The 19,838-nt window shown below is 68.6% G+C and carries 17 protein-coding genes; 1 reads left to right on the plus strand and 16 read right to left on the minus strand.

Annotation, left to right across the window (positions count from 1 at the left end; genetic code table 11):
* Positions 1-31: 31 nt before the first annotated feature.
* The 4 genes from ACVJ1F_RS02380 to ACVJ1F_RS02395 form a co-directional block, all read right to left on the minus strand.
* Positions 32-5,836 (minus strand): Ig-like domain-containing protein, encoded by a 5,805-nt coding sequence (locus tag ACVJ1F_RS02380; RefSeq protein WP_456884438.1) that lies wholly within the window; start codon positions 5,834-5,836, stop codon positions 32-34.
* Positions 5,836-7,257, minus strand: a complete 1,422-nt coding sequence (locus ACVJ1F_RS02385) for a serine/threonine-protein kinase (protein WP_123570229.1) — start codon at positions 7,255-7,257, stop codon at positions 5,836-5,838. Before ACVJ1F_RS02385 ends, ACVJ1F_RS02380 begins: the two co-directional genes overlap by 1 nt.
* Positions 7,258-7,432: 175 nt before the next feature.
* Positions 7,433-8,230, minus strand: a complete 798-nt coding sequence (locus ACVJ1F_RS02390) for a PP2C family protein-serine/threonine phosphatase (RefSeq protein WP_123570230.1) — start codon at positions 8,228-8,230, stop codon at positions 7,433-7,435.
* Complete coding sequence (locus ACVJ1F_RS02395) at positions 8,227-8,781, minus strand: FHA domain-containing protein (RefSeq protein WP_456884440.1); 555 nt, start codon at positions 8,779-8,781, stop codon at positions 8,227-8,229. Before ACVJ1F_RS02395 ends, ACVJ1F_RS02390 begins: the two co-directional genes overlap by 4 nt.
* Before the next feature lie 211 nt (positions 8,782-8,992).
* Between ACVJ1F_RS02395 and ACVJ1F_RS02400 the strand changes: the two genes are divergently transcribed.
* A complete protein-coding gene (locus tag ACVJ1F_RS02400; RefSeq protein WP_082460259.1) occupies positions 8,993-9,553 on the plus strand; it encodes a methylated-DNA--[protein]-cysteine S-methyltransferase in 561 nt (186 codons plus the stop codon).
* A gap of 33 nt (positions 9,554-9,586) precedes the next feature.
* Here ACVJ1F_RS02400 and ACVJ1F_RS02405 read toward each other — a convergent pair whose 3' ends face one another.
* The 12 genes from ACVJ1F_RS02405 to ACVJ1F_RS02460 form a co-directional block, all read right to left on the minus strand.
* Positions 9,587-10,342 (minus strand): YaaA family protein, encoded by a 756-nt coding sequence (locus tag ACVJ1F_RS02405; RefSeq protein WP_456884442.1) that lies wholly within the window; start codon positions 10,340-10,342, stop codon positions 9,587-9,589.
* A gap of 28 nt (positions 10,343-10,370) precedes the next feature.
* Positions 10,371-10,631, minus strand: a complete 261-nt coding sequence (locus ACVJ1F_RS02410) for a F0F1 ATP synthase subunit epsilon (protein ID WP_043594515.1) — start codon at positions 10,629-10,631, stop codon at positions 10,371-10,373.
* 2 nt (positions 10,632-10,633) lie between these two features.
* Complete coding sequence (gene atpD, locus ACVJ1F_RS02415; RefSeq protein ID WP_043594513.1) at positions 10,634-12,094, minus strand: F0F1 ATP synthase subunit beta; 1,461 nt, start codon at positions 12,092-12,094, stop codon at positions 10,634-10,636.
* A 41-nt stretch (positions 12,095-12,135) separates the two neighbouring features.
* Positions 12,136-13,035, minus strand: a complete 900-nt coding sequence (locus ACVJ1F_RS02420; protein WP_056045889.1) for a F0F1 ATP synthase subunit gamma — start codon at positions 13,033-13,035, stop codon at positions 12,136-12,138.
* A gap of 44 nt (positions 13,036-13,079) precedes the next feature.
* Positions 13,080-14,717, minus strand: coding sequence for a F0F1 ATP synthase subunit alpha (gene atpA / locus ACVJ1F_RS02425; RefSeq protein ID WP_056045891.1), 1,638 nt, complete (start codon positions 14,715-14,717; stop codon positions 13,080-13,082).
* Between the two features lie 59 nt (positions 14,718-14,776).
* On the minus strand, positions 14,777-15,571 hold the full coding sequence (locus tag ACVJ1F_RS02430) for a F0F1 ATP synthase subunit delta (protein ID WP_456884445.1): 795 nt from the start codon (positions 15,569-15,571) through the stop codon (positions 14,777-14,779).
* 2 nt (positions 15,572-15,573) lie between these two features.
* Positions 15,574-16,134, minus strand: a complete 561-nt coding sequence (locus tag ACVJ1F_RS02435) for a F0F1 ATP synthase subunit B (RefSeq protein WP_056045898.1) — start codon at positions 16,132-16,134, stop codon at positions 15,574-15,576.
* A gap of 20 nt (positions 16,135-16,154) precedes the next feature.
* The gene (gene atpE, locus ACVJ1F_RS02440) at positions 16,155-16,388 is read right to left on the minus strand and encodes an ATP synthase F0 subunit C (RefSeq protein WP_043594505.1); all 234 of its coding nucleotides are present in this window, start codon (positions 16,386-16,388) and stop codon (positions 16,155-16,157) included.
* Between the two features lie 54 nt (positions 16,389-16,442).
* A complete protein-coding gene (atpB, locus tag ACVJ1F_RS02445) occupies positions 16,443-17,249 on the minus strand; it encodes a F0F1 ATP synthase subunit A (RefSeq protein WP_043594504.1) in 807 nt (268 codons plus the stop codon).
* Between the two features lie 182 nt (positions 17,250-17,431).
* Positions 17,432-17,857, minus strand: coding sequence for a hypothetical protein (locus tag ACVJ1F_RS02450; protein WP_056045901.1), 426 nt, complete (start codon positions 17,855-17,857; stop codon positions 17,432-17,434).
* Positions 17,854-19,134 (minus strand): MraY family glycosyltransferase, encoded by a 1,281-nt coding sequence (locus ACVJ1F_RS02455; RefSeq protein ID WP_056045903.1) that lies wholly within the window; start codon positions 19,132-19,134, stop codon positions 17,854-17,856. The genes ACVJ1F_RS02450 and ACVJ1F_RS02455 overlap by 4 nt, the downstream gene beginning before the upstream one ends.
* Complete coding sequence (locus tag ACVJ1F_RS02460; RefSeq protein WP_456884447.1) at positions 19,131-19,808, minus strand: L-threonylcarbamoyladenylate synthase; 678 nt, start codon at positions 19,806-19,808, stop codon at positions 19,131-19,133. The genes ACVJ1F_RS02455 and ACVJ1F_RS02460 overlap by 4 nt, the downstream gene beginning before the upstream one ends.
* Positions 19,809-19,838 lie beyond the last annotated feature (30 nt).

A 19,838-nucleotide genomic window follows, 5' to 3' on the forward strand; every position in this document is an offset into this window, starting at 1 on the left:
TCTTCGTTCCTCGATGTGTCGTTCATGGGCTTCAGCCGCAGGTGACCCGTGCGTAGCCGCTGTCGGTCTTGCCGTCGACCGTCCCGCGGATGCGGACCTCCGTCGCCGAGGGATCGACCCGGGACGTCGTCGTGTACGCGCCGTTCCTGTCTCCCGACTGCCAGTTGTCCAGGATGAGGGGCGACACGTTGAACTCGACCGTCGCCGAGAAGTCGAGGTTACCGTTCGACGGCGGGTTGACCACGAGGGGTTCGCCGGGGACGCACGAGACGATGACGGGCCGCACCGTCACGGGCGTCGCGGCCTGACGATCGGACGCGGCGCCACAGAACGTCTCGGAAGCGTCTCGACAGCCTCGGACGTAGACCTGGAGTTCGGTGCCGTATCCCCCGGTGGAGACGAAGCCGTCGGCGGCCAGGGGCTGCCAACCCGTCTGCCCGTTCTGCGACCACTCGAATCGGGCTGCCGTACCCGACACCACGTCGGTCGCGGAGACCCTGACGTCGAAGCGTCCCCCACCGTTCTCGATCGACGCCACGGTCGCGCGAGCAGCACCGGGGGCCTTGAGTGCCGTGGTGCGACCCGAACCCGCGGAACAGAAGGTGCCGTTGTCCGCCTTCACGACGTAGAGGTAGGTGACGCCGTCCTCTGCGGACGAGTCCGTCGCTCCCCCGCCGGCGAGGGGAACGGGGTCACCCGGGGTGTCGCAGGACACCGGCCCGTCCGAGCCGGCGACGCGGACCACCCGGTACGTGGGAGCCGATCCGCCGTTCGCGGTCGACGGCGTCCAGGTGATCTGCACGCCGCCGCTCACGGGGGTGGCCGTGACCTGGGGTACCCCGGGGCTCCCGACGGGTACCACCCGCGTCAGGGACGCCCGGGCCCACGCCGCCTCGCTGTCGACGTCGGCGTCGTTCTTCGCGAAGACGTTCACCGTGTAGTTCTGGTTCGGGACGAGGCCGGGGATGACGGTCTGCTGCACCCCACGGCGAACGGTCTGGGATCCCGTCGTGGGCCCGGACCATTCGACGACGTACGACTGGATCGCGGAGCCCGGCCGGGGATCCGGCGAGTCCGTCCACGTGATCCGGGTGTCGCCCTGGCCCGACGGCACCGCAGTCGCGCTCAGGCCCGTGGGTGCGGCGGGCACGTAGTCGGCACTGTAAGCGGGACTCGGCGCCGAGGCAGCGGAGTCCCCGACGCCGTTGGTGGCGACGACCGTGAAGGAGAACCGCTGGCCCGCGGGCAGGTCGGTCAGGGTGCAGACCGTCGCCAGCCCGCAGGCCTTGGAGTACGAGCCCCCGGCCGAACCCGCCCCGGTCAGACGGTAGCCGGTCAGCGGCGAGTTGTTGGCCGCGGGAGCCGTGTAGCTCAGGGTGAGCTGTCCCCCCGTGAAGGTGCCCGTTCGGACCGGAGCATTGGGGGCGTTCGGGACGTCCTGCACGCTGATGGTGACGGTGCCCCAGACGTATCGGTCGGGGTCGTCCGTGACGTCGGCGACCTGGTACTGGAGGTTCGTGTCGCCGGGGGCCGCGGAAGCCGAGACCGAGACGGCGAGACTCCGGTTGTCACCGCTCGGCGTGATCGAGACGCCTGCCGGCACGCTCGACCCGTTCAGCCCACGGATCGCCACCACCCGCAGCGCCTGCCCGGGGAAGGGATTGGTCGCCTGGTCGTTCTGCAACACGTCGACCGAGGTCGAGGCCCCGCGCTTGACGACGGCACGATCGGCGGCCGGTTGAGCGAGCGGGCGGGTCGATCCCACGACCGACACGGTGACGGCACCGCTCCGGCCCGGGTTGAGGGCATCGCTGACGGCGACGGGGAGCGACCTGCTCGTCCCCTTCGCGGTGCCCGCCTCGGCCGAGACGGTGAGCTTCGACCCGGACAGGTCGAAGCCGAAGCCCGCGACGCCGCCCTGTTCGACCGAGTACCGGAGCTCGTCGACGTCGTCCGGATAGGGGTACGTGGTGAGCCGAGCGAGGTCGAGCGTGCGGGACTGGCCCGGTTCGAGGTCGATCGAGGTGCCGTTGAAGACGGGTGGCTGGTTCTCTCGCGACGTCACCGTGATGGGCAGCACGAGCGACGCCGTCCGACCGTCCGGGTCGTCGGCCGAGCGACCGTCGGTCACCTGGAACGAGATCGAGGCCGTACCCGAGAACAGGTCGGCGGACGTGAACCGGAGGGTCGTGTCGTCGACCACGAGGTCGTCGCCGTTCGAGTTCGTCGCCCGGACCGTCGCGGGGTCGGTCAGTCTGACTCCGTTGGTGCCGGCGGAGATCACGTAACGGTCGAGGTCGATCGTGACGGCCTTCTCGCTCTCGACCGTGATCGGACGGACCGTCCGGTCGACCTGCGGCAGGGCGTCGTCGAAACCGGGCACGACGATGAAGGCGTAGGAGCGGACGCCCGGGTCGTCCTTCCTCGAGACCGAGAACGGGATGATCTGGCTCGAATCGGTGATGCGGACGGTCACGCGCGAGTTCGGCGTCACCTCGGCCGTCGAGCCGAATCCCGGGGCCAGTCCGAGGTCGAGCTGCGAGGTGCTGCCGTCCGAGAAGAACACGTTGGTCAGGGGGTTGACCGTCACGGTCTGCCGACCGGCGATGTCGCTGAGTCCGAGCACCGTGTCGTCGGCGAGCGGGTAGTTCAGTGGTGCGTCGGGATCGACGGTCACGGTGACGAAGGTCGAGCTCTGCCCGCCGCGCTCGTTCGACACCGTGTAGACGAGGCCGTACGTCCCGGGGGTCTCGGGGGGCGTCACCGACACCATCGTCCCCGACACGACCTTGGCGACGACACCCTCGCCGTTCGGCTCGACGGCGTCGACCGACAAGGCGCCCCCGTCGGGGTCGGAGTCGTTGTCGAGCACCCGGACCGTGATGGAACCCCCGGGTCGCATCGTCACGGCGTCCGCGACGGCGATCGGGTTGCGCGATCCGTCGGCGCGGGTCGAGATCCCCACGCGGACCGTGCCGGTGGCCCGGGCACCCAAGCCGTCCACGACCGCGTAGGTGAAGCTGTCGGTGCCCGCCAAGCTGGCGTTCGCCTGGTACTCGACGTAGTCGGTGCCGACGGTCGACACGCTGCCCTTCTCGGGGTTCGTGCCCACCCCGAGCAGCTGGACCGAGTCGCCGTCGGGATCGATGCCGTCGAGCGGAACGCCGATGCGCACGGTCTCGCCTGCGACGACGCGCGCCGTCACCGACTGGGGCGCGGGGGCGGCGTTGCTGCCCGCGTCGACCTCGCGGACCGCGATGGCGACCTGGGCCGAGGCCCGCTGCCCGTCGGGGCCCTCGACGGTGTAGGTCGCCGTGACGTTGCCCGGGGTGGTGGGGGCCAGGTACCGGAGACGGTTACCCGACGCGAAGAGCAACCCGCTGCCGGCCGGGACGTCCCTCTCGAGTCGCGGCACCAGCGTCAACTCGTCGCCGTCGGGCTGCTCGTCGTTGGCGAGGACGTCGATGTCGATGGAGTCCCCCACCCGGACGGTCACCTGGTCGTCGGTCGCGATCGGCGGCTGGGTGATCGTCCGGCGCGGGATCTCGACCACCGTCACGGTGCCGGTCGCGGAGGCGAGGCCGTTGCTGACGGTGTAGCCGAAGGTGACCGGCCCGTCGTCGAGCGGGGCCGCGAGCGTGATGCGGGCGTAGCGCTGATCGAGGGTCTCGACCCTGACCCCGGACGCGGCGGGCACGGCATCGGTCGCCGTGAGCATGAGGACGTTGTTGGCCGGGTCACGATCGGTCGCGACGACGTCGAGCGTCTGCGTGCCCAACGTCTCGACGAAGATCGTCTTGGGCGTCGTGACGGGCGGTGTGCCCGCGTCCGGAGGGGATTGGACGTCCACCCTGACCGTGCCGGTCGCCGTCTGGTCGCCGTCAGTCACGGTGTACTCGAGCAGGTGGGTCCCGGGCACGTCGCTGAGGAACCGGAACGTGCCCTGTTCGTAGTTCGGCGTGACGGTGACGTCGGCCTTCGCCGGGACGCTGTTCAGCTTGACGGTGCCCGTGCCGCCTCGAGCGTAGGTCAGCGGCCGCACGGTCAGCTGCTGGCCCGCATAGGCCTGCTGCGAGAAAGGCAGGGCTTCGAGGGGCACCTGCCCTGCCCCCATCACGGTGATCGCGAGCGATCCTCGCCCCTCGTCACGGCCGTCCGAGACCGTCAGGGGGACGTCGACGGTCGTGTCGCCCGCACCGGCGTCCTGGTAGACGACGTCCCCCGAGGGCTTGTAAGAGAGCCCCGCCGCCCCTCCTGCCGAGGTCAGGTAGAAGGCATCACCGTCGGGGTCGATCCAGTCGCCGAGCACCGAGGTGGTGACCCGGCCCGACGACGACACCGACGCCGACGTCCTGCGCGCCTGCTGCGGCGGCGAGTTCTCCGACGGTTGGCGCACGGTGAGGGCGACCGTCGCGCTGGCCTGACCGCCACGTCCGTCGGAGACGGTGTAGTCGACCGAGAACGTGCCGGAAGCCGAGTCGGTGAGGGTGAGGAGCACCTGTTGTCGGTCGTTGACGAGGTCGACCCGGCCGACGGCGTCGTCGAGTGCGGACACGTCGTCGATCACGAGCGGGTCGCCGTTCGGGTCGTAGTCGTTGAGCAGCACGGGCAGGGTGCTCGCTCGACCGGGTCGTGCGCCGAACGCGTCGTCCACGGCGACCGGTGGTTTCTGGTCGAGATCCAGCTCGGGTGGTTGCCGGTCGTCGTTCTCCTGTTGCTCTTCTTGGTCGCGGTCCTCCTGGAAGAGGTCCGACCAGTTGTCGATGAGCTCGCCGGAACGCTGGACCGCCCAGGACCGACCCGACGCCGGATCGTTGAGCACGACCCGGCGCGCGTTGACGTCGAAGACGAGGCTCGCCCCTCCGGTGACTTGGTCGAGGTCGAGGACTCCCCCGCGGGCCGACGCACAGTCGCTCCACGCCGACCCGCCCGCCCAGGCGCCGAAGCGGCAGTCGCCGACGACGACGGGTCGCGCGGGCTTGCCCTCGCGTCCGCCGACGACCTCGGCGACCCGTGAGGAGTCGATCGACACGGACAAGAGGCCGGTGGACGTCGCGACCAGGACCTCGTCGCCCGTGTCGGACCCCGTCTGCAGGGCGAGCCCGCCCGAGGCCCGGTCGGACAGGTCGACCTGCCGTCCGTCGACGACCAGTTCCCCCGTGACGGCATCGAGCACGGCCCAGTGACCGCCGACCGAGGCCACCTGGTACCCGGAGGACGACGAGGCGGGCACGTCGTGCGTCTCGGCGACGTCGGGTGACACCGTTCCGTCGAAGATCGACACCCTGCCGGTGTCGGACGAGTAGGCGACCACACGGCCGTCGGGCGTGACGTCGGTGACCAGTCCCTTGCCGAGGCTGAGATCGGGGTCGACCTCGTTGCTGAAGGACGCCAGGTCGGAGAGCGGTTGGCTCCAGACCTCCCCCGTGCCCTGTGACACGACGAGCACACGGTCTCCGGCGATCGACACGTCGGGCGATTCGGGCGGGAGCGGGACGCTCTCGGCCACCTCGGCCGTGGCGGTGTCGACGACACCGACCGTGGCGTTGCTGCGATCCACGAGCAGGACGTCCTGCTCGCGTTGGACGACCGAGAGGTCGGCACCGGTGCCGCGCACGGCGGAGTTGAGCTGCAAGACGTCGGTGTTCGCCCGACCGATCGCGGCGCGTTCTCCGTTGGCGACCCAGACCGTTCCGTCGGAGAGGTCGACGCGCTGGGCCTCGTAGCCACTGCTGGCCACGGCGACGGTCGTCACGAGCGTGGCCACCACGACCACTCCGACCCCGGTGACGACGGCGGATCGACGACGGGAGGCCCAGTCGAGCAGCCGCCCCATCAGCCCTGACCCGCCGTCGCGCAGTTCTCGTTGCTCTCCGGGCCGGTCGAACCACCGCGGCTCACGGAGACGGTGATGCAGACCTCGTCACCCGGGTCGGCAGGGGTGGCGACGAACCGGTCGGCGGATTGCTGGCTCGTTTGCCCCCCGGTCGAGATGACGTAGGTGTCACCTGCCCGGAGCCCCGGGTCGCTCCAGGTGAAGACCACCGAGGAGCCGTCGCTCGACGACGCGACGTCGGCCACCCGGGGGATGTCGGTCGACGTCGAGCGGACGAGCACCAGCGTCGCGGCGGCCGCGAGGCCGATCCCCACCACCGACGCCGCCACGAGGGCCCACGTCACGACGAGCAGCGACCGACGCCGCGTCGGACGTGTACCCGTGCTGCGAGGCACGGCGCGGCTCTGCTGGAGCGAACCGCCGTGCTGCGCCTGGACCTGGGCCTCGGTCGCCCGGCGCCGGCGGCGACGCCGCGAGGCCTGCACGGGGGTCACGCCCCGGAGGCGCGTCTTGTCCTCGAGGTCGGCCACGGTCGCCAGGGCCCAGTCGTCGACCGCCACCTCGATGGGGGTCTGCGCGACGCCGATCTCGCTCTCGACCTGCTGGAGCTCGCGCACGAACTCGAGGACGCTGGCCTGGCGGTTCTCGGGGCGCCGCGACATGGACCTCGCGAGCAGTCGCTCGAGGGTGGGAGGGACGTCCGTCCGTCCGGTCGGCACGAGCTTGGCCTTGTCGATGCGACCGATCAGGTCGGACGCGCCGTTCTTGTCGCCGCCGAGGACCTCGAAGGGGCTCCGGCCCGCGAGCAGCGAGTACACCGTCGCCCCGAGGGACCACACCTCGGACTCGATGGTGCCGTTGGTCTCGTCGAGCAGCACCTCGGGGGCCGACCACGGGATCGACATGCCGACGACCTCCTGCGGCTCGCTCTCGCTGAGGGACGCGGCGATGCCGAAGTCGGACAGCACGGGGTGGCCGTAGGCCGTCATGAGGATGTTCGACGGTTTCAGGTCGCGGTGCAGGACGCCCTGCCGGTGGGCCGTCTCGACCGCGCTGCCGATCTTGACACCGATGCGCAGCACGTCGGCGACGGGGATGCGGTCGCGCCGGTACCGCTCGCTCAACGACGACGAACAGAGTTCCATCACCAGGTACGGACGGCCGTCGGCCGAGACGCTGGCCTGGAACACCGTGAGGATCGACGGGTGGGCACTCAGCTGGGCCATGAGGTTCGCCTCGGCCTGGAACATCTGGCGGACCTGGTCGTTCACGACCTCGCTGAGCATGACCTTCACCGCGACCTGCCGGCGCGGCATGTTCTGTTCGTAGAGGAACACGTCGGCGAAGCCGCCCGACCCGAGCACGCGCACATGCGAGAATCCCGGCAGCACGGGGGGCGCCGAAGGCAGTCGTCGAGCCACGTCGCCTCCTCTGGGGATCGATGCCGGGTCGGCTGGGCGGAACAGGTCGGCGTCGGTCCGACCGCAGTCATTCTACGTGGGGGTCCCCGACGCCCGAGAGGCCCGTGGGCCCCCCTGTGGACGGACCCGGTCCCCCCATTTCGGGGGCGGGGCCGTCCGTGTCCGCGTGTCGCGCCTACTCGGCGTCCGTCGTCTCGGCGCTCCGGACGTCCACGACGACGGCCGTGACGTTGTCGCGTCCACCCGCCTCGACGGCGGCCTCGACGAGGGCCGTCGCCGCCGGCTCGGCACCGTCGACGCCGCCGAGGAGCTCGGCGATCCGCCCGGCGGACAGTTCTTTGGTCAGGCCGTCTGAGCAGACGAGGAGGCGCAGGCCGGGTCGGGCGGGCACCCTCCAGTAATCCGGACGCGGGTCGACGTCGAACCCGACCGCCCGGGTGATCACGTTGCTGTCGGGGTGCTTCTCGGCGTCGTCCGCGTGCAGGAGCCCCGCGTCGACCATCTCCTGAACGACGGAATGGTCGACGGTCACCTGGCGGAGACGGCCGTCTTCGAACATGTACACGCGGGAGTCGCCCACGTTGAAGACCGTGAAGTCGACCTCGGCGCCTTCTCCCTCTCGTGAGAGGAACGCCCCGGTGGCCGTCGTGCCGACCCCGAGCTCGGTGTCGGCCGCCGCCACCGCGATGTCCTCCGTGGCCACGCGGAGGGCCGTCTCGACGTCGTCCGTGGTGGCGAACGGGCGTGACGCGATCTCGCTCATGCGGCGCACGACCGCGTCGCTCGCCACGTCGCCCGCGCTGTGCCCTCCCATGCCGTCGGCCACGACGAACAGCGGCGCCTCTGCGAGGTAGCTGTCCTCGTTGTGCGCTCGGCGACGACCCACGTCGGTCACCCCCGCCCAGTCGAAGGTGAGCCCCGGGCCGTCGAGGCCGAGGGCGTGGGCGGTCGTGGGGCGGCCGAGCTCTGTCACAGGAGGGGTTCTTTCGTCGGGATGATGCGCTGGGGAGGCAGGATCTCGAGAAGGTTCCCGTCACCTACGTCCACTATCGTGCCTGCACGGGCGACGAGCGACTCGCCTTGCCGGAGAACGACGGGAACGCGTCCGGGCTCGATCACCCGGGTCCCGTTCGTCGAACGCAGGTCGGTGACGACGACGGTGCCCCCGTGCTGGCGCACGTCGACGTGCGCCCCCGATACCTCGTGTCGCGGAGACGGCACGGTCACCAACCGTGGCAGGGGTCCAGAGCCCACGCGCGGCCCGGTCGGGCGACGCCCCACGATGACGGGCACGTCGAGCGACAGGTCCTGCCCGGCGACCCTCACCCCGTGGAGGCGCGGGGCGGGTCGGCCCGACGGGTTCGACTCCCCGCTCGTCGGCGGCCGTGCCGGCGGGGAGACCCGGAGGACCGTGTCGTCCGCATCCGTCTCGTCGACGCCCGAGGGGCGGGCCGGGCGACCGACGACCGTGTCGTCGATCGAGCCGACTCGGTGCCACGATCCTGGTGACTGTTCGGTGGGCATCTCGTTCCTCTCACCGGGGGCTCTGGCGCGGTTCGACGACCACGACCTCCACGCTAGCGCCCGGTGACCGGTCCGTTCGGGTGCCGCGTCCACACCCGCGCCCAGGCTGCACCACCGCACGTCTCCTCCCCACGCCGGGTGCGGCAGCCGTCTGTTCACACCCGGCCCGTTCTCCGGCGTCCCGACCGGGCGGCCGCCCTAACGTGACGCCATGACCGACCTCGTCCTCGTACCCCCGCTGCCACCCGGCCGTGCCGACGACGACGAACCGCCGGGGCTCGTCCGACTCGACTCCCCCGTGGGACGCATCGAGATCGTCAGTCGGCACTTCGCCGTCGAGGGCCTCGCGATCGAGCGTGAGGGCGTCCTGCCTCACGACGGTCAACCCGAGCGGCCCGACAACCTGCTCGATGCAGCCCGACGTCAGGTCGACGGCTACTTCGAAGGAGTGCGCACGCGCTTCGATCTTCCGCTCCGCCTGGTCGGTTCGAGCTTCCAGCGCTCGGTCTGGTCCGCGCTGCTCGAGGTCGAGTGGGGACGGGCCACGACCTATGGACGACTCGGCGGGACCTTCGGCAATCCTCGGGCCGGGCGAGCCGTCGGTGGAGCGGTGGCGGCGAATCCGCTCCCCCTGCTCGTCCCGTGCCACCGCGTCCTGGGCCGGACGGGCGGCGTCACCGGCTACACCGTGGGCACAGGGGTCGAGACGAAGAAGTGGCTCCTCCGCCACGAGGGCATCGCGTTCCGAGAGGGTCCCGTGCCCCTGGACTGAGACAGATCCGAAGCGTCGCCGCCCGCCCGGCGTTCAGACGGACGCCTGCAGGACCGACTCCGCCACGAGCACGCTCTCGTCTCCGGGTTCGAGCACGAAGCCTCGACCGCGGGCCCACTCCGTCAGGTCGCCGATGTCGGCCAGGTCCGGACGATCGGCCAGGAGGGCGCGAACGAACAACCCCTTGCTCTTCTTGTTGAAGTGGTTGAGGGCTCGGCGTCGGTCGCCCGCATCCGAGACGACACGGACGTACGTCGACCTCGTCCCCGCCGGCCCCAGACCGACGTATCCCTCGGATCGCAGGTCGACGACGAGTTCGCCGACGCCTGCCAGGACCGCGGACACCGGCCCTCGCCAGAGTTTCTTCAACGACGTCCGGGGAATCCTCGAGTCGTGCGAGAGCCGGTAGGCGGGGATCTCGTCACCAGCCCGGAGCAAGCCGAACAAGGCCGAATGCACGAGTACGTGCCGGTGAGCCCACGTCCACGCATCGGCACTCATGCCTGCCACACCGAGAGGGTCGAAGAGGACCCCCGTGTAGCGCGACAGAGCGGGCATCGTGGGCGACACGGTCACGAGCCGGTTGCGCTCGACCTCGTGAGCCTGCGTGGGACCGAGTTTGAGGGCGGCGGCGGCCGCCGCGACGTCGGCCGACATCTCGTCGAGCAAGGCCAAGGAGGCGCGGCGAGGGCCGTCGAGCTCGTCGAACGACAGTGCCGTCACATCGAGCCGCGAACCGACGCTGCCCCCGTCGAGTTTGGTCTCGGACGGGGGCAGCAGGAACAGCATGTCGTTCGGTGGTGCAGACGGGCGGAGCTCAGTTGAGCTGCGCGTTGCGCGCGACGACCGTCACGGTGTCGTTCTCGACGGACAGGAAACCGTCGTCGGCAGTCGCCTCGACGGTGGTGCCGTCGGACAACCGGACCCTGACCTGACCCGAGGCCAAGATGGCGAGGATCGGCTCGTGACCGGGAAGGATTCCGATCTCACCCTCGGCGGTGCGAGCGACGATCGACGACGCCTCGCCCGACCACACTTCGTGGTCGGCCGAGACGACGCTGACAGTGAGAGCAGCCACGATCAGCCGTTCTCCTTCTGGATCTGAGCCCACTTCTCTTCGACGTCCGAGATGGAGCCGACGTTGAAGAATGCCTGCGTGGCCACGTGGTCGAATTCGCCGTCGGCGATCGCTGTGAAGGACTCGATGGTGTCCTTCAGAGGGACGGTCGAGCCCTCGACACCAGTGAACTTCTTGGCCATGTAGGTGTTCTGCGAAAGGAACTGCTGGATGCGGCGCGCACGCGACACCGTGATCTTGTCCTCTTCGGAGAGCTCGTCGACACCGAGGATGGCGATGATCTCTTGCAGCTCCTTGTTCTTCTGCAGGATGGCCTTGACCCGGATCGCCGTGTCGTAGTGCGCCTGGCCCAGGTAACGCGGGTCGAGGATGCGGCTGGTCGACGTCAGCGGGTCGATCGCGGGGTAGAGACCCTGCGACGCGATCTCACGCGACAACTCGGTGGTCGCGTCGAGGTGCGCGAACGTCGTCGCGGGAGCCGGGTCGGTGTAGTCGTCGGCAGGCACGTAGATCGCCTGCAGCGAGGTGATCGAGTGACCGCGCGTCGAGGTGATGCGCTCTTGGAGGACACCCATCTCGTCGGCCAGGTTGGGCTGGTAACCCACGGCCGAGGGCATGCGACCCAGAAGGGTCGAGACCTCGGAACCGGCCTGCGTGAAGCGGAAGATGTTGTCGATGAAGAGGAGCACGTCCTGCTTCTGCACGTCGCGGAAGTACTCGGCCATCGTGAGGGCCGACAGCGCGACGCGGAGACGGGTTCCCGGCGGCTCGTCCATCTGGCCGAAGACCAACGCGGTCTTGTCGAACACGCCCGCTTCGTCCATCTCGGCGATGAGGTCGTTGCCCTCGCGGGTACGCTCACCAACACCGGCGAAGACCGACACACCACCGTGGTCCTGCGCGACACGCTGGATCATCTCCTGGATGAGGACGGTCTTGCCGACACCCGCACCACCGAAGAGACCGATCTTGCCGCCCTGCACGTAAGGCGTGAGGAGGTCGATGGACTTGATGCCCGTCTCGAACAGCTGGGTCTTGGACTCGAGCTGGTCGAACTTCGGGGGCTTGCGGTGGATGGGCCAGCGCTCGGTGATCTCGACCGTCTCGTCACCCTCGAGGTTGAGGATCTCGCCCGTGACGCTGAAGACCTTGCCCTTGGTGACGTCGCCGACGGGCACGGAGATGGGCGCGCCGGTGTCGATGACCTCTTGCCCACGGACGATGCCGTCGGTGGGCTTGAGGGCGATGGCACGGACGAGGTCGTCACCGAGGTGCTGGGCGACCTCGAGCGTGATCTGCGTGGTCGTGTCACCGATGGTGATCTTCGTGGTCAGCGCGTTGTAGACGCCGGGGATGGCATCGTGCGGGAACTCGATGTCGACGACGGGGCCCGTGACCCGGGCGATGCGCCCGACGCCGGGAGCCGACTCGGTCGCGACCGGTGCGGTTGCGGTGTCAGTCATGGCTTCTCTCTCTTCGGATGATGATGCTGTGGTGCAGAGCTCTACTTGGCCGACCCGAGGGCGTCTGCGCCGCCCACGATCTCGGAGATCTGCTGCGTGATCTCGGCTTGACGCGCGTTGTTGGCCAGACGGGTGAAGTCGCGGATGAGGGTGTCGGCGTTGTCGCTGGCAGCCTTCATGGCCTTCTGACGGGCGGCGTGCTCGGAGGCGGCCGACTGCAGCATGGCGTTGAAGATGCGGCTCTCGATGTAGACCGGCAACAGCGCGTCGAGGACCTCGGTCGGATCGGGTTCGAAGTCGTACAGCGGCAGGACCTCGTCCTCTCCGGGCTCTTCGATGCCCTCGACGACCTCGAGGGGAAGCAGACGGACGACCTCGGGAACCTGGCTGACCATGTTCACGAAACGGTTGTAGACGATGTGGATCTCGTCCACGCCGCCCTCGGCCGCCTCGGTGAGGAACTTGGAGACGACGGCGTCGCCGATCTCTTTCGCCGTGACGAACTCGGGCTGGTCCGTGTTGCCCGTCCACACCTGCTCGGCGTCACGACGACGGAAGGCGAAGTACCCCTGGGCCTTGCGACCCACGAGGTAGTAGACGACCTCTTTGCCCTGGCTCCGCAGCAGCTGCGCGAGCTGCTCGCTCTCTTTCAGCGTGTTCGAGCTGAACGCACCGTTGAGGCCGCGGTCCGACGTGAACACGACGATCGCGGCACGTTCGACCGTCTCGGGCTCGGTGGTCAGCACGTGGTCGACGTCCGAGAACGTCGCCACGGCCGACACCGCGCGGGTGATGGCTCGCGAGTACGGCCCGGAGGCTTTCATCCGGGCCTGCGCCTTCTGGATGCGTGAGGCCGAGATGAGCTCCATCGCGCGAGTGACCTTCTTGGTCGTCTGCGCAGAGCGGATCCTCTGCCGGTAGACCCGGAGTTGGGCTCCCATTACTCTCCTGTTGTCTCGTCAGTCGTGAACGTCGAACGGGCGCGTCAGCGCTTCGTCTTGACGATCTTCTCCTGGTTGACGTCGTCGGCGTCGGTGGCCTCGAACTCTTCACGTCCCACCGAAGCGAGAGGCTTGCCCTCACCGGTCTGGAATTCTTGCTTGAACGAGTCGATGCCGCTCTCGAGAGCCGCGACGATGTCGTCCGACAGCACGTTCTTCTCCCTGAGATCGGACAACACCGACGTGTTCCGACCCATGTAGTCGAGCAACTCGCGCTCGAAACGCAGGATGTCGGGCACGGGGACCTCGTCGAGCTTGCCGTTGGTGCCGGCCCAGATCGAGACGACCTGGTCCTCGACCGGGTAGGGCGAGTACTGCGGCTGCTTGAGGAGCTCGGTGAGACGTGCACCACGTGCGAGCTGACGACGGCTCGCGGCGTCGAGGTCGGACGCGAACATCGCGAACGCTTCGAGCGAGCGGTACTGGGCCAGTTCGAGCTTGAGCGTGCCGGAGACCTTCTTGATCGACTTGACCTGGGCGTCACCGCCGACGCGCGACACCGAGATGCCGACGTCGACCGCGGGACGCTGGTTCGCGTTGAAGAGGTCGGACTGCAGGAAGATCTGGCCGTCGGTGATGGAGATCACGTTGGTCGGGATGTACGCCGAGACGTCGTTGGCCTTGGTCTCGATGATGGGCAGACCCGTCATCGAGCCGGCGCCCAGCTCGTCGGACAGCTTCGCGCAACGCTCGAGCAGGCGCGAGTGCAGGTAGAAGACGTCACCCGGGTAGGCCTCGCGTCCCGGCGGACGACGAAGGAGGAGCGAGACGGCACGGTAGGCCTCGGCCTGCTTCGACAGGTCGTCGAAGATGATGAGGACGTGCTTGCCGCTGTACATCCAGTGCTGACCGATGGCAGACCCGGTGTACGGAGCGAGGTACTTGAAGCCGGCGGGGTCCGAGGCGGGAGCGGCGACGATCGTCGTGTACTCCATGGCTCCGGCCTCTTCGAGGGCACCCTTGACCGAGGCGATCGTGGAGCCCTTCTGGCCGATGGCGACGTAGATGCAGCGGACCTGCTTGTTCTCGTCGCCAGACTCCCAGTTGGCCTTCTGGTTGATGATCGTGTCGATCGCGATGGCCGTCTTGCCGGTCTGGCGGTCGCCGATGATGAGCTGGCGCTGCCCACGACCCACGGGGATCATGGCGTCGATCGCCTTGATCCCGGTCTGCATGGGCTCGTGGACCGACTTGCGCTGCATGACACCGGGGGCCTGGAGTTCGAGGGCACGACGCCCCTCGGTGGCGATGTCGCCGAGACCGTCGATGGGAGCGCCCAGCGGGTCGACGACGCGACCCAGGTAGCCGTCGCCGACGGGGACGGACAGGACCTCACCCGTGCGGGTGACCTCCATGCCCTCTTCGATGCCGGAGAACTCGCCGAGGACGATGGCGCCGATCTCGTCTTCGTCGAGGTTCTGAGCGAGACCCTGCGTGCCGTCCGCGAATCGGATGAGCTCGTTGGCCATGACGCCGGGGAGCCCCTGGACGTGGGCGATGCCGTCGGCTGCGTCCGTGACGTGGCCGACCTCGGTGGTGGAGGCCTTCGAAGGGTCGTACGACGAGACGAAGTCCTTCAGCGCGTCGCGAATCTCATCCGGGCTGATCTTGATGTCTGCCATTGTGATTCCTATTCGTAGCGAGGCTTCGGGAGGCCTCGAGTCTGTGTGTGAGAGCGTGACTAGCCGGCGAGCTGCAGGCGGAGCAGGCTGAGCTTCGTCGCAACGGTGCCGTCGATGATCTCGTCGCCCACCTGGACGCGGAGGCCGCCGACGACGGCGGGATCGATGACCTGGTTGATGCGCAGGCTACGCCCGAACTGCCTGGCCAAACCGTGCTGCAGCCGAGTGACGTGGGCGTCGTCGAGGTGGACGGCGCTCGTGACGGTGGCGACGAGCTGATCGGACTGGTCGGCGACGATGTCGGCCGCGTGACGGAGGAGCTCACCGATCCGACGGCCACGGGGCTGCTGCACCAGGTGCATCACGATGGTGACCGTCTGACGACTGGCCTTCCCTCCGAGCAGACGCTCGACGAGATCCGCCTTGGCGGCGGGATCGCCCAGCTTGGAGCCGAGGGCCAATTCGAGCTGCGAATCCGTGCGGACGGCGGCATCGAAGGCGAAGAGCTCGTTCTCGATGCTGCTGTCGGCCGGCGTGGTCGTCGAGATGGCACGGAAGGCGACCTCTTCGATGCCGGCGAGCAGATCGTCGGACGACGACCAGCGGCTGCCGACGACCGAGACGAGCACGGCTCGCGTCGACTCGGAGAACGACCCGAAGAGCCGGTCGAGCAGCTGCTTCTTCGTCGCCACGTCGACAGCGGGGTCGGCGAGATACGACTGCAGCTGAACGGAGCCGCCGATGACCCGACCGGCGTCGAGCAATTGCTCGCCGGTCGTCAGGTCGACCGACCCGCCGAGGTCGGACAAGACCGACCGCGCCGAACCGAGTGCTTCTCGGGACATGGAACCCATCGTCAGTTGCCCGCCTTAGCGTTCTCGTCCGCCTCGAGGTCGGCCAGGAAGCGGTCGACCACGGCCGACGCCTTCGCGTCGTCGCTCAGCGACTCACCGATGACGCCGGAGGCGAGGTCGATGGCCAGCGATCCGACTTCGGACCGGAGCGAGGCCACGGCGGCCTGGCGCTCGGCCTCGATCTGCGCGTGGGCGGAGGCGGTGATGCGGTCGGCCTCGGCCTGCGCCTGCTGCTTGAGCTCGGCGATGATCTCGTTGCCCTCGGCGCGCGCAGCCTCACGGATGCGAGCGGCCTCGGCACGAGCGTCGGCCAGCTGCTTCTTGTATTCGTCGAGGGCCTTGGCAGCCTCGGCCTGTGCGGCCTCGGCGTGCTTGATGCCGCCTTCGATGCGCTCGGCGCGCTCGTCGAGGATCCTGCGGAACTTGGGGATCGCGAAGAGCCCGAAGAACGCGGCGATGACCACGAAGACGACCAAGGACCAGAGGATGTCGTAACCAGCGGGGAAGAAGATGGCGGCGCCTTCGGGCGCACCACCCTCGGCCGCGAGGATCGTCTCGATCATCGGTGTGTCGTCCTAACTGATCAGGAGAAGATGAAGCCGGCGGCGAGGCCGATGAAGCCCAGCAGCTCGGTGAACGCGATGCCGAGGAACATCGTGACCTGCAGGCGGCCGGCCAGCTCGGGCTGGCGGGCCATGGCCTCGACGGTCTTGCCCGCGACGATGCCGATACCGATGCCGGGGCCGATCGCAGCGAGGCCGTAGCCGACGGTCGCGATGTTGCCGTTGATCTCAGCGAGGATCGTGGTGGTGTCCACTTGTGTTTCCTTCCGGTTGGGCGATGCACGTCGGATGACGTGCGTCGTCTGTATTTAGTGTTCTTTCGCCGCGGCCTGTTGGATGTAGACCGAGGCGAGGAGCGTGAAGACGTAGGCCTGCAGCACGGCGACGGCCATCTCGACGATGGTCATCACGAAGCCACCGATGAGGGTGAGAGCGCCGAAGGCCATGAAGCCCCCGCTCATGCTGAAGAAGAAGAAGTGCGTCGCCGCGAAGCAGAGCACCAGCAAGAGGTGGCCGACCATCATGTTCAACAGGAGTCGGAGGGCCAGGGAGATCGGCCGCACGATGAAGATGTTGATGAACTCGATGGGCGTCAGCAGGATGTACATGACCCACGGCACACCGGGCGGGAAGAGGGCGTTGCGCAGGAACGTCGCGCCACCGGCCTCGCGGAAGCCCGCGTAGATGAACATGATGTAGGCCACGACCGCCAGCAGCAGGGGCATGGCGATGACCGACGTGCCTGCGATGTTGAGGCCGGGGATGATGCCCGTGATGTTCATGGCGAAGATGCCGAAGAACATGGCGGCCAGCAACGGCAGGTATTTGCGTCCGAGCTTCTCGCCGAGGATCTCCTCGACGATCTGGATGCGGACGAAGTCGAGGCCCAGCTCGGCGATGCTCTGCCCGCGGGACGGGATGAGCCGCCCCTTGCGCAGGGCCAGCCAGAACAGCAGCAACATGACGGCGATCGCGAAGAGGCGGACCAGCATGATGCGGTTCAGCTCGAAGGGGGTGCCCTCGAAGAAGATGGCGGGAGGGAAGAACTCGTCAAGAGTCGGGGCATGGAATCCCCCGTCCCCGTGGCCGGCTTCGGCAGCGGAGAGCAGGTTCACAGCGTTCGCTATCAGCGCTATCTCCTGTGTCGGGGCGAGCACCCTGAAGTGTCGCGACGATTGGTGGGGTTTGTCATCCGTGCACGCTGGAGACGCGGCCGGGGAACGTCGTCAACCCTATCAAGGTAATGGTTGCTTCCACGAATCGGTCGAGGTATTTTCACCGTCTGCACGCATGGTCGTCAGTCCTGCGGGGCGGGGGGAAGCGTGGCATCGCTCACGTACGACAGGCGCCCCCGGACGACCACGAGGGCGTCGACCGCCAGCGTGCCGATGATCGAGACCACGAGGGCCAGGAACAGCACGACGTCGTCCACGAACGGTTGGTCGCGCAGCACGACGAGCAACACGATGAAGATGACCAGCTTGAGGAGCCAGGCACCCATCACGATGCCGAAGAACGCACCGAGGGTGAAGCGGATCGCCACCAGCATGCTCGCGGCCGTGATCGCCGCGAAGAGGATCGCGAGCCCCACCCCCACGAGCGCACTCCATAGCCCGTCGGTGCCGGCGAAGAGGTAGCCGAGCCCTCCTCCGACCACGGCGATGACGAGGGCGAGTGCACCCGTGTACTTGAGGATCTGGGTGAAGATCGAGCTGGCGTTCATGGGTGGTCCTTCGGGTTCGTCAGTTCGGGCACCTCGGCCTTGGCCGCGGTGTCGGTGTCGTGCGGGTCGAGGACGTCCGCGGCGGCGTCGAGCGGGTCGAACCGGTCGGACTCCGTCGTCGACAGGTCACCCGTGCGGGTCGTCTGGACGGCGATCTCGACCTTCTTGCGACGGCTGAGCGGAGACAACGTGGCGGCGGTGCAAGCGACCAGGCCGACGCCGAGGAAGACGGCGACCAGGTAGGTCGGCTTCACGAAGAGGAACATCAGGCCCCCGACGGCCGCCACGATCGTCCAGGCGTAGAAGATCAGGACGGCCTGGAAGTGCGAGTGCCCCATGTCGAGCAGGCGGTGGTGCAGGTGCTTGCGGTCGGCGGTGAAGGGGGACTTCCCGGCACTGAGTCGGCGGAGGACGGCCAGGCCGAAGTCGAGCAACGGCACGACGAGGATCGCGAAGGGCAGGACGATCGGGATGAACGCCGGCAGGAGTGCCGTCCGGGAGATCCCGGCCGGGTCGATCTGCCCGGTGACCGAGATCGCACTCGTCGCCATGACGAGTCCGGTGAGGAGCGCACCCGCGTCGCCCATGAAGAGCTTCGCCGGGTGCCAGTTCAGCGGAAGGAAGCCGAGGCAGGCCCCGATCAACACGGCGGAGAGGAGGGCGGCGAGGTTGAAGTACTCGGTCTGGCCGATGGTGATCGAGATCACGAAGCTGTAGACGAAGAAGACGCCGTTCGCGATGATCGCGACCCCGGCCACGAGGCCGTCGAGTCCGTCGATGAAGTTCACGGCGTTCATGACGAGGACGATCGTGAGGACCGTGAGGACGAGCGACATGTACGGCGAGCCGATGGCCAGGCTGCCCCCGATGGGCAACGAGACGAGCTGGACGCCCTGCCACGCGAGGACTCCCGCGGCGACGATCTGGCCTGCCAGCTTGGTCATCCAGTCGAGGTCGTACAGGTCGTCGACGACTCCGATGACGACGATGATCGTGGCGGCGCCGATGATGGCCAGAGGCGGCCCCGCGTCGGCGAAGACGAGACGGAAGTAGTCGACACCCGAGATCAAGGGGAAGACGAACCAGGCCGCGAGCAGCGCGACCACGATGCCGGCCCACATCGCGATTCCGCCGAGACGCGGCGTGGGCGTCTGGTGGACGTCCCGCTCGCGGATCTTGGGATAGAGGCGGTACTTGAGGCCCACCCGCCAGACGACGACGGACAACACGAAGCTGACCCCCGCCGAGATCGCCAGCGCGAGGAGGTAGTACCTCACGCGAGGGCGTCGACCCCGACGACGCGGATGATCTCGGCGTCGGACAGGACGCCGTGGCGCACGATGCGCAACACCCCGTCGGCACCGCCCGTCGCGTCGACGATCGTCGACCCCGTGTTGGCGCCGGCCCGGTGTTCGTACGTGGCACCCGCGGGGCCGGCGTCGAGGTACACCGACACGGAGTCGCCGAGCATGCGGCGGGCGTCGCCTGCCGTCTCGGCCGCGGGCTGGCCCGTGAGGTTGGCGCTCGACACCGCGAGCGGGCCGGTCTCTTCGAGCAGCTCGAGGGCGATGCGGTGGCTCGGCACGCGCAGGGCGACGGTGCCGCGCGTCTCGCCGAGATCCCAGCTGAGCGACGCCTGCGCACGGAAGATGACCGTGAGCGGGCCGGGCCAGAACTCGTCGAGCAACGGGCGGACGACCTCGGGCACCCGGTCGGTGAGAGCGGCGAGGGTCTCTTGACCCTTGATCAGCACCGGAGGCGGGGACTGGCGACCACGACCCTTGGCGTCGAGCAGGCGCTGGACGGCGGTCGGGTCGAACGCGTCGGCCGCGACGCCGTACACCGTGTCGGTCGGCAGGACGACGAGCTCGCCTCGACCGATGGCACCGCGCGCCATGCGCATGCCGGCGAGGAGTTCGGAGTCGACGGAGCAGTCGTGAAAAGTGGCCATGACCTGACGATGATAGTGCGACGGACCGGG

The sequence above is a fragment of the Frigoribacterium sp. 2355 genome, assembly GCF_054060695.1.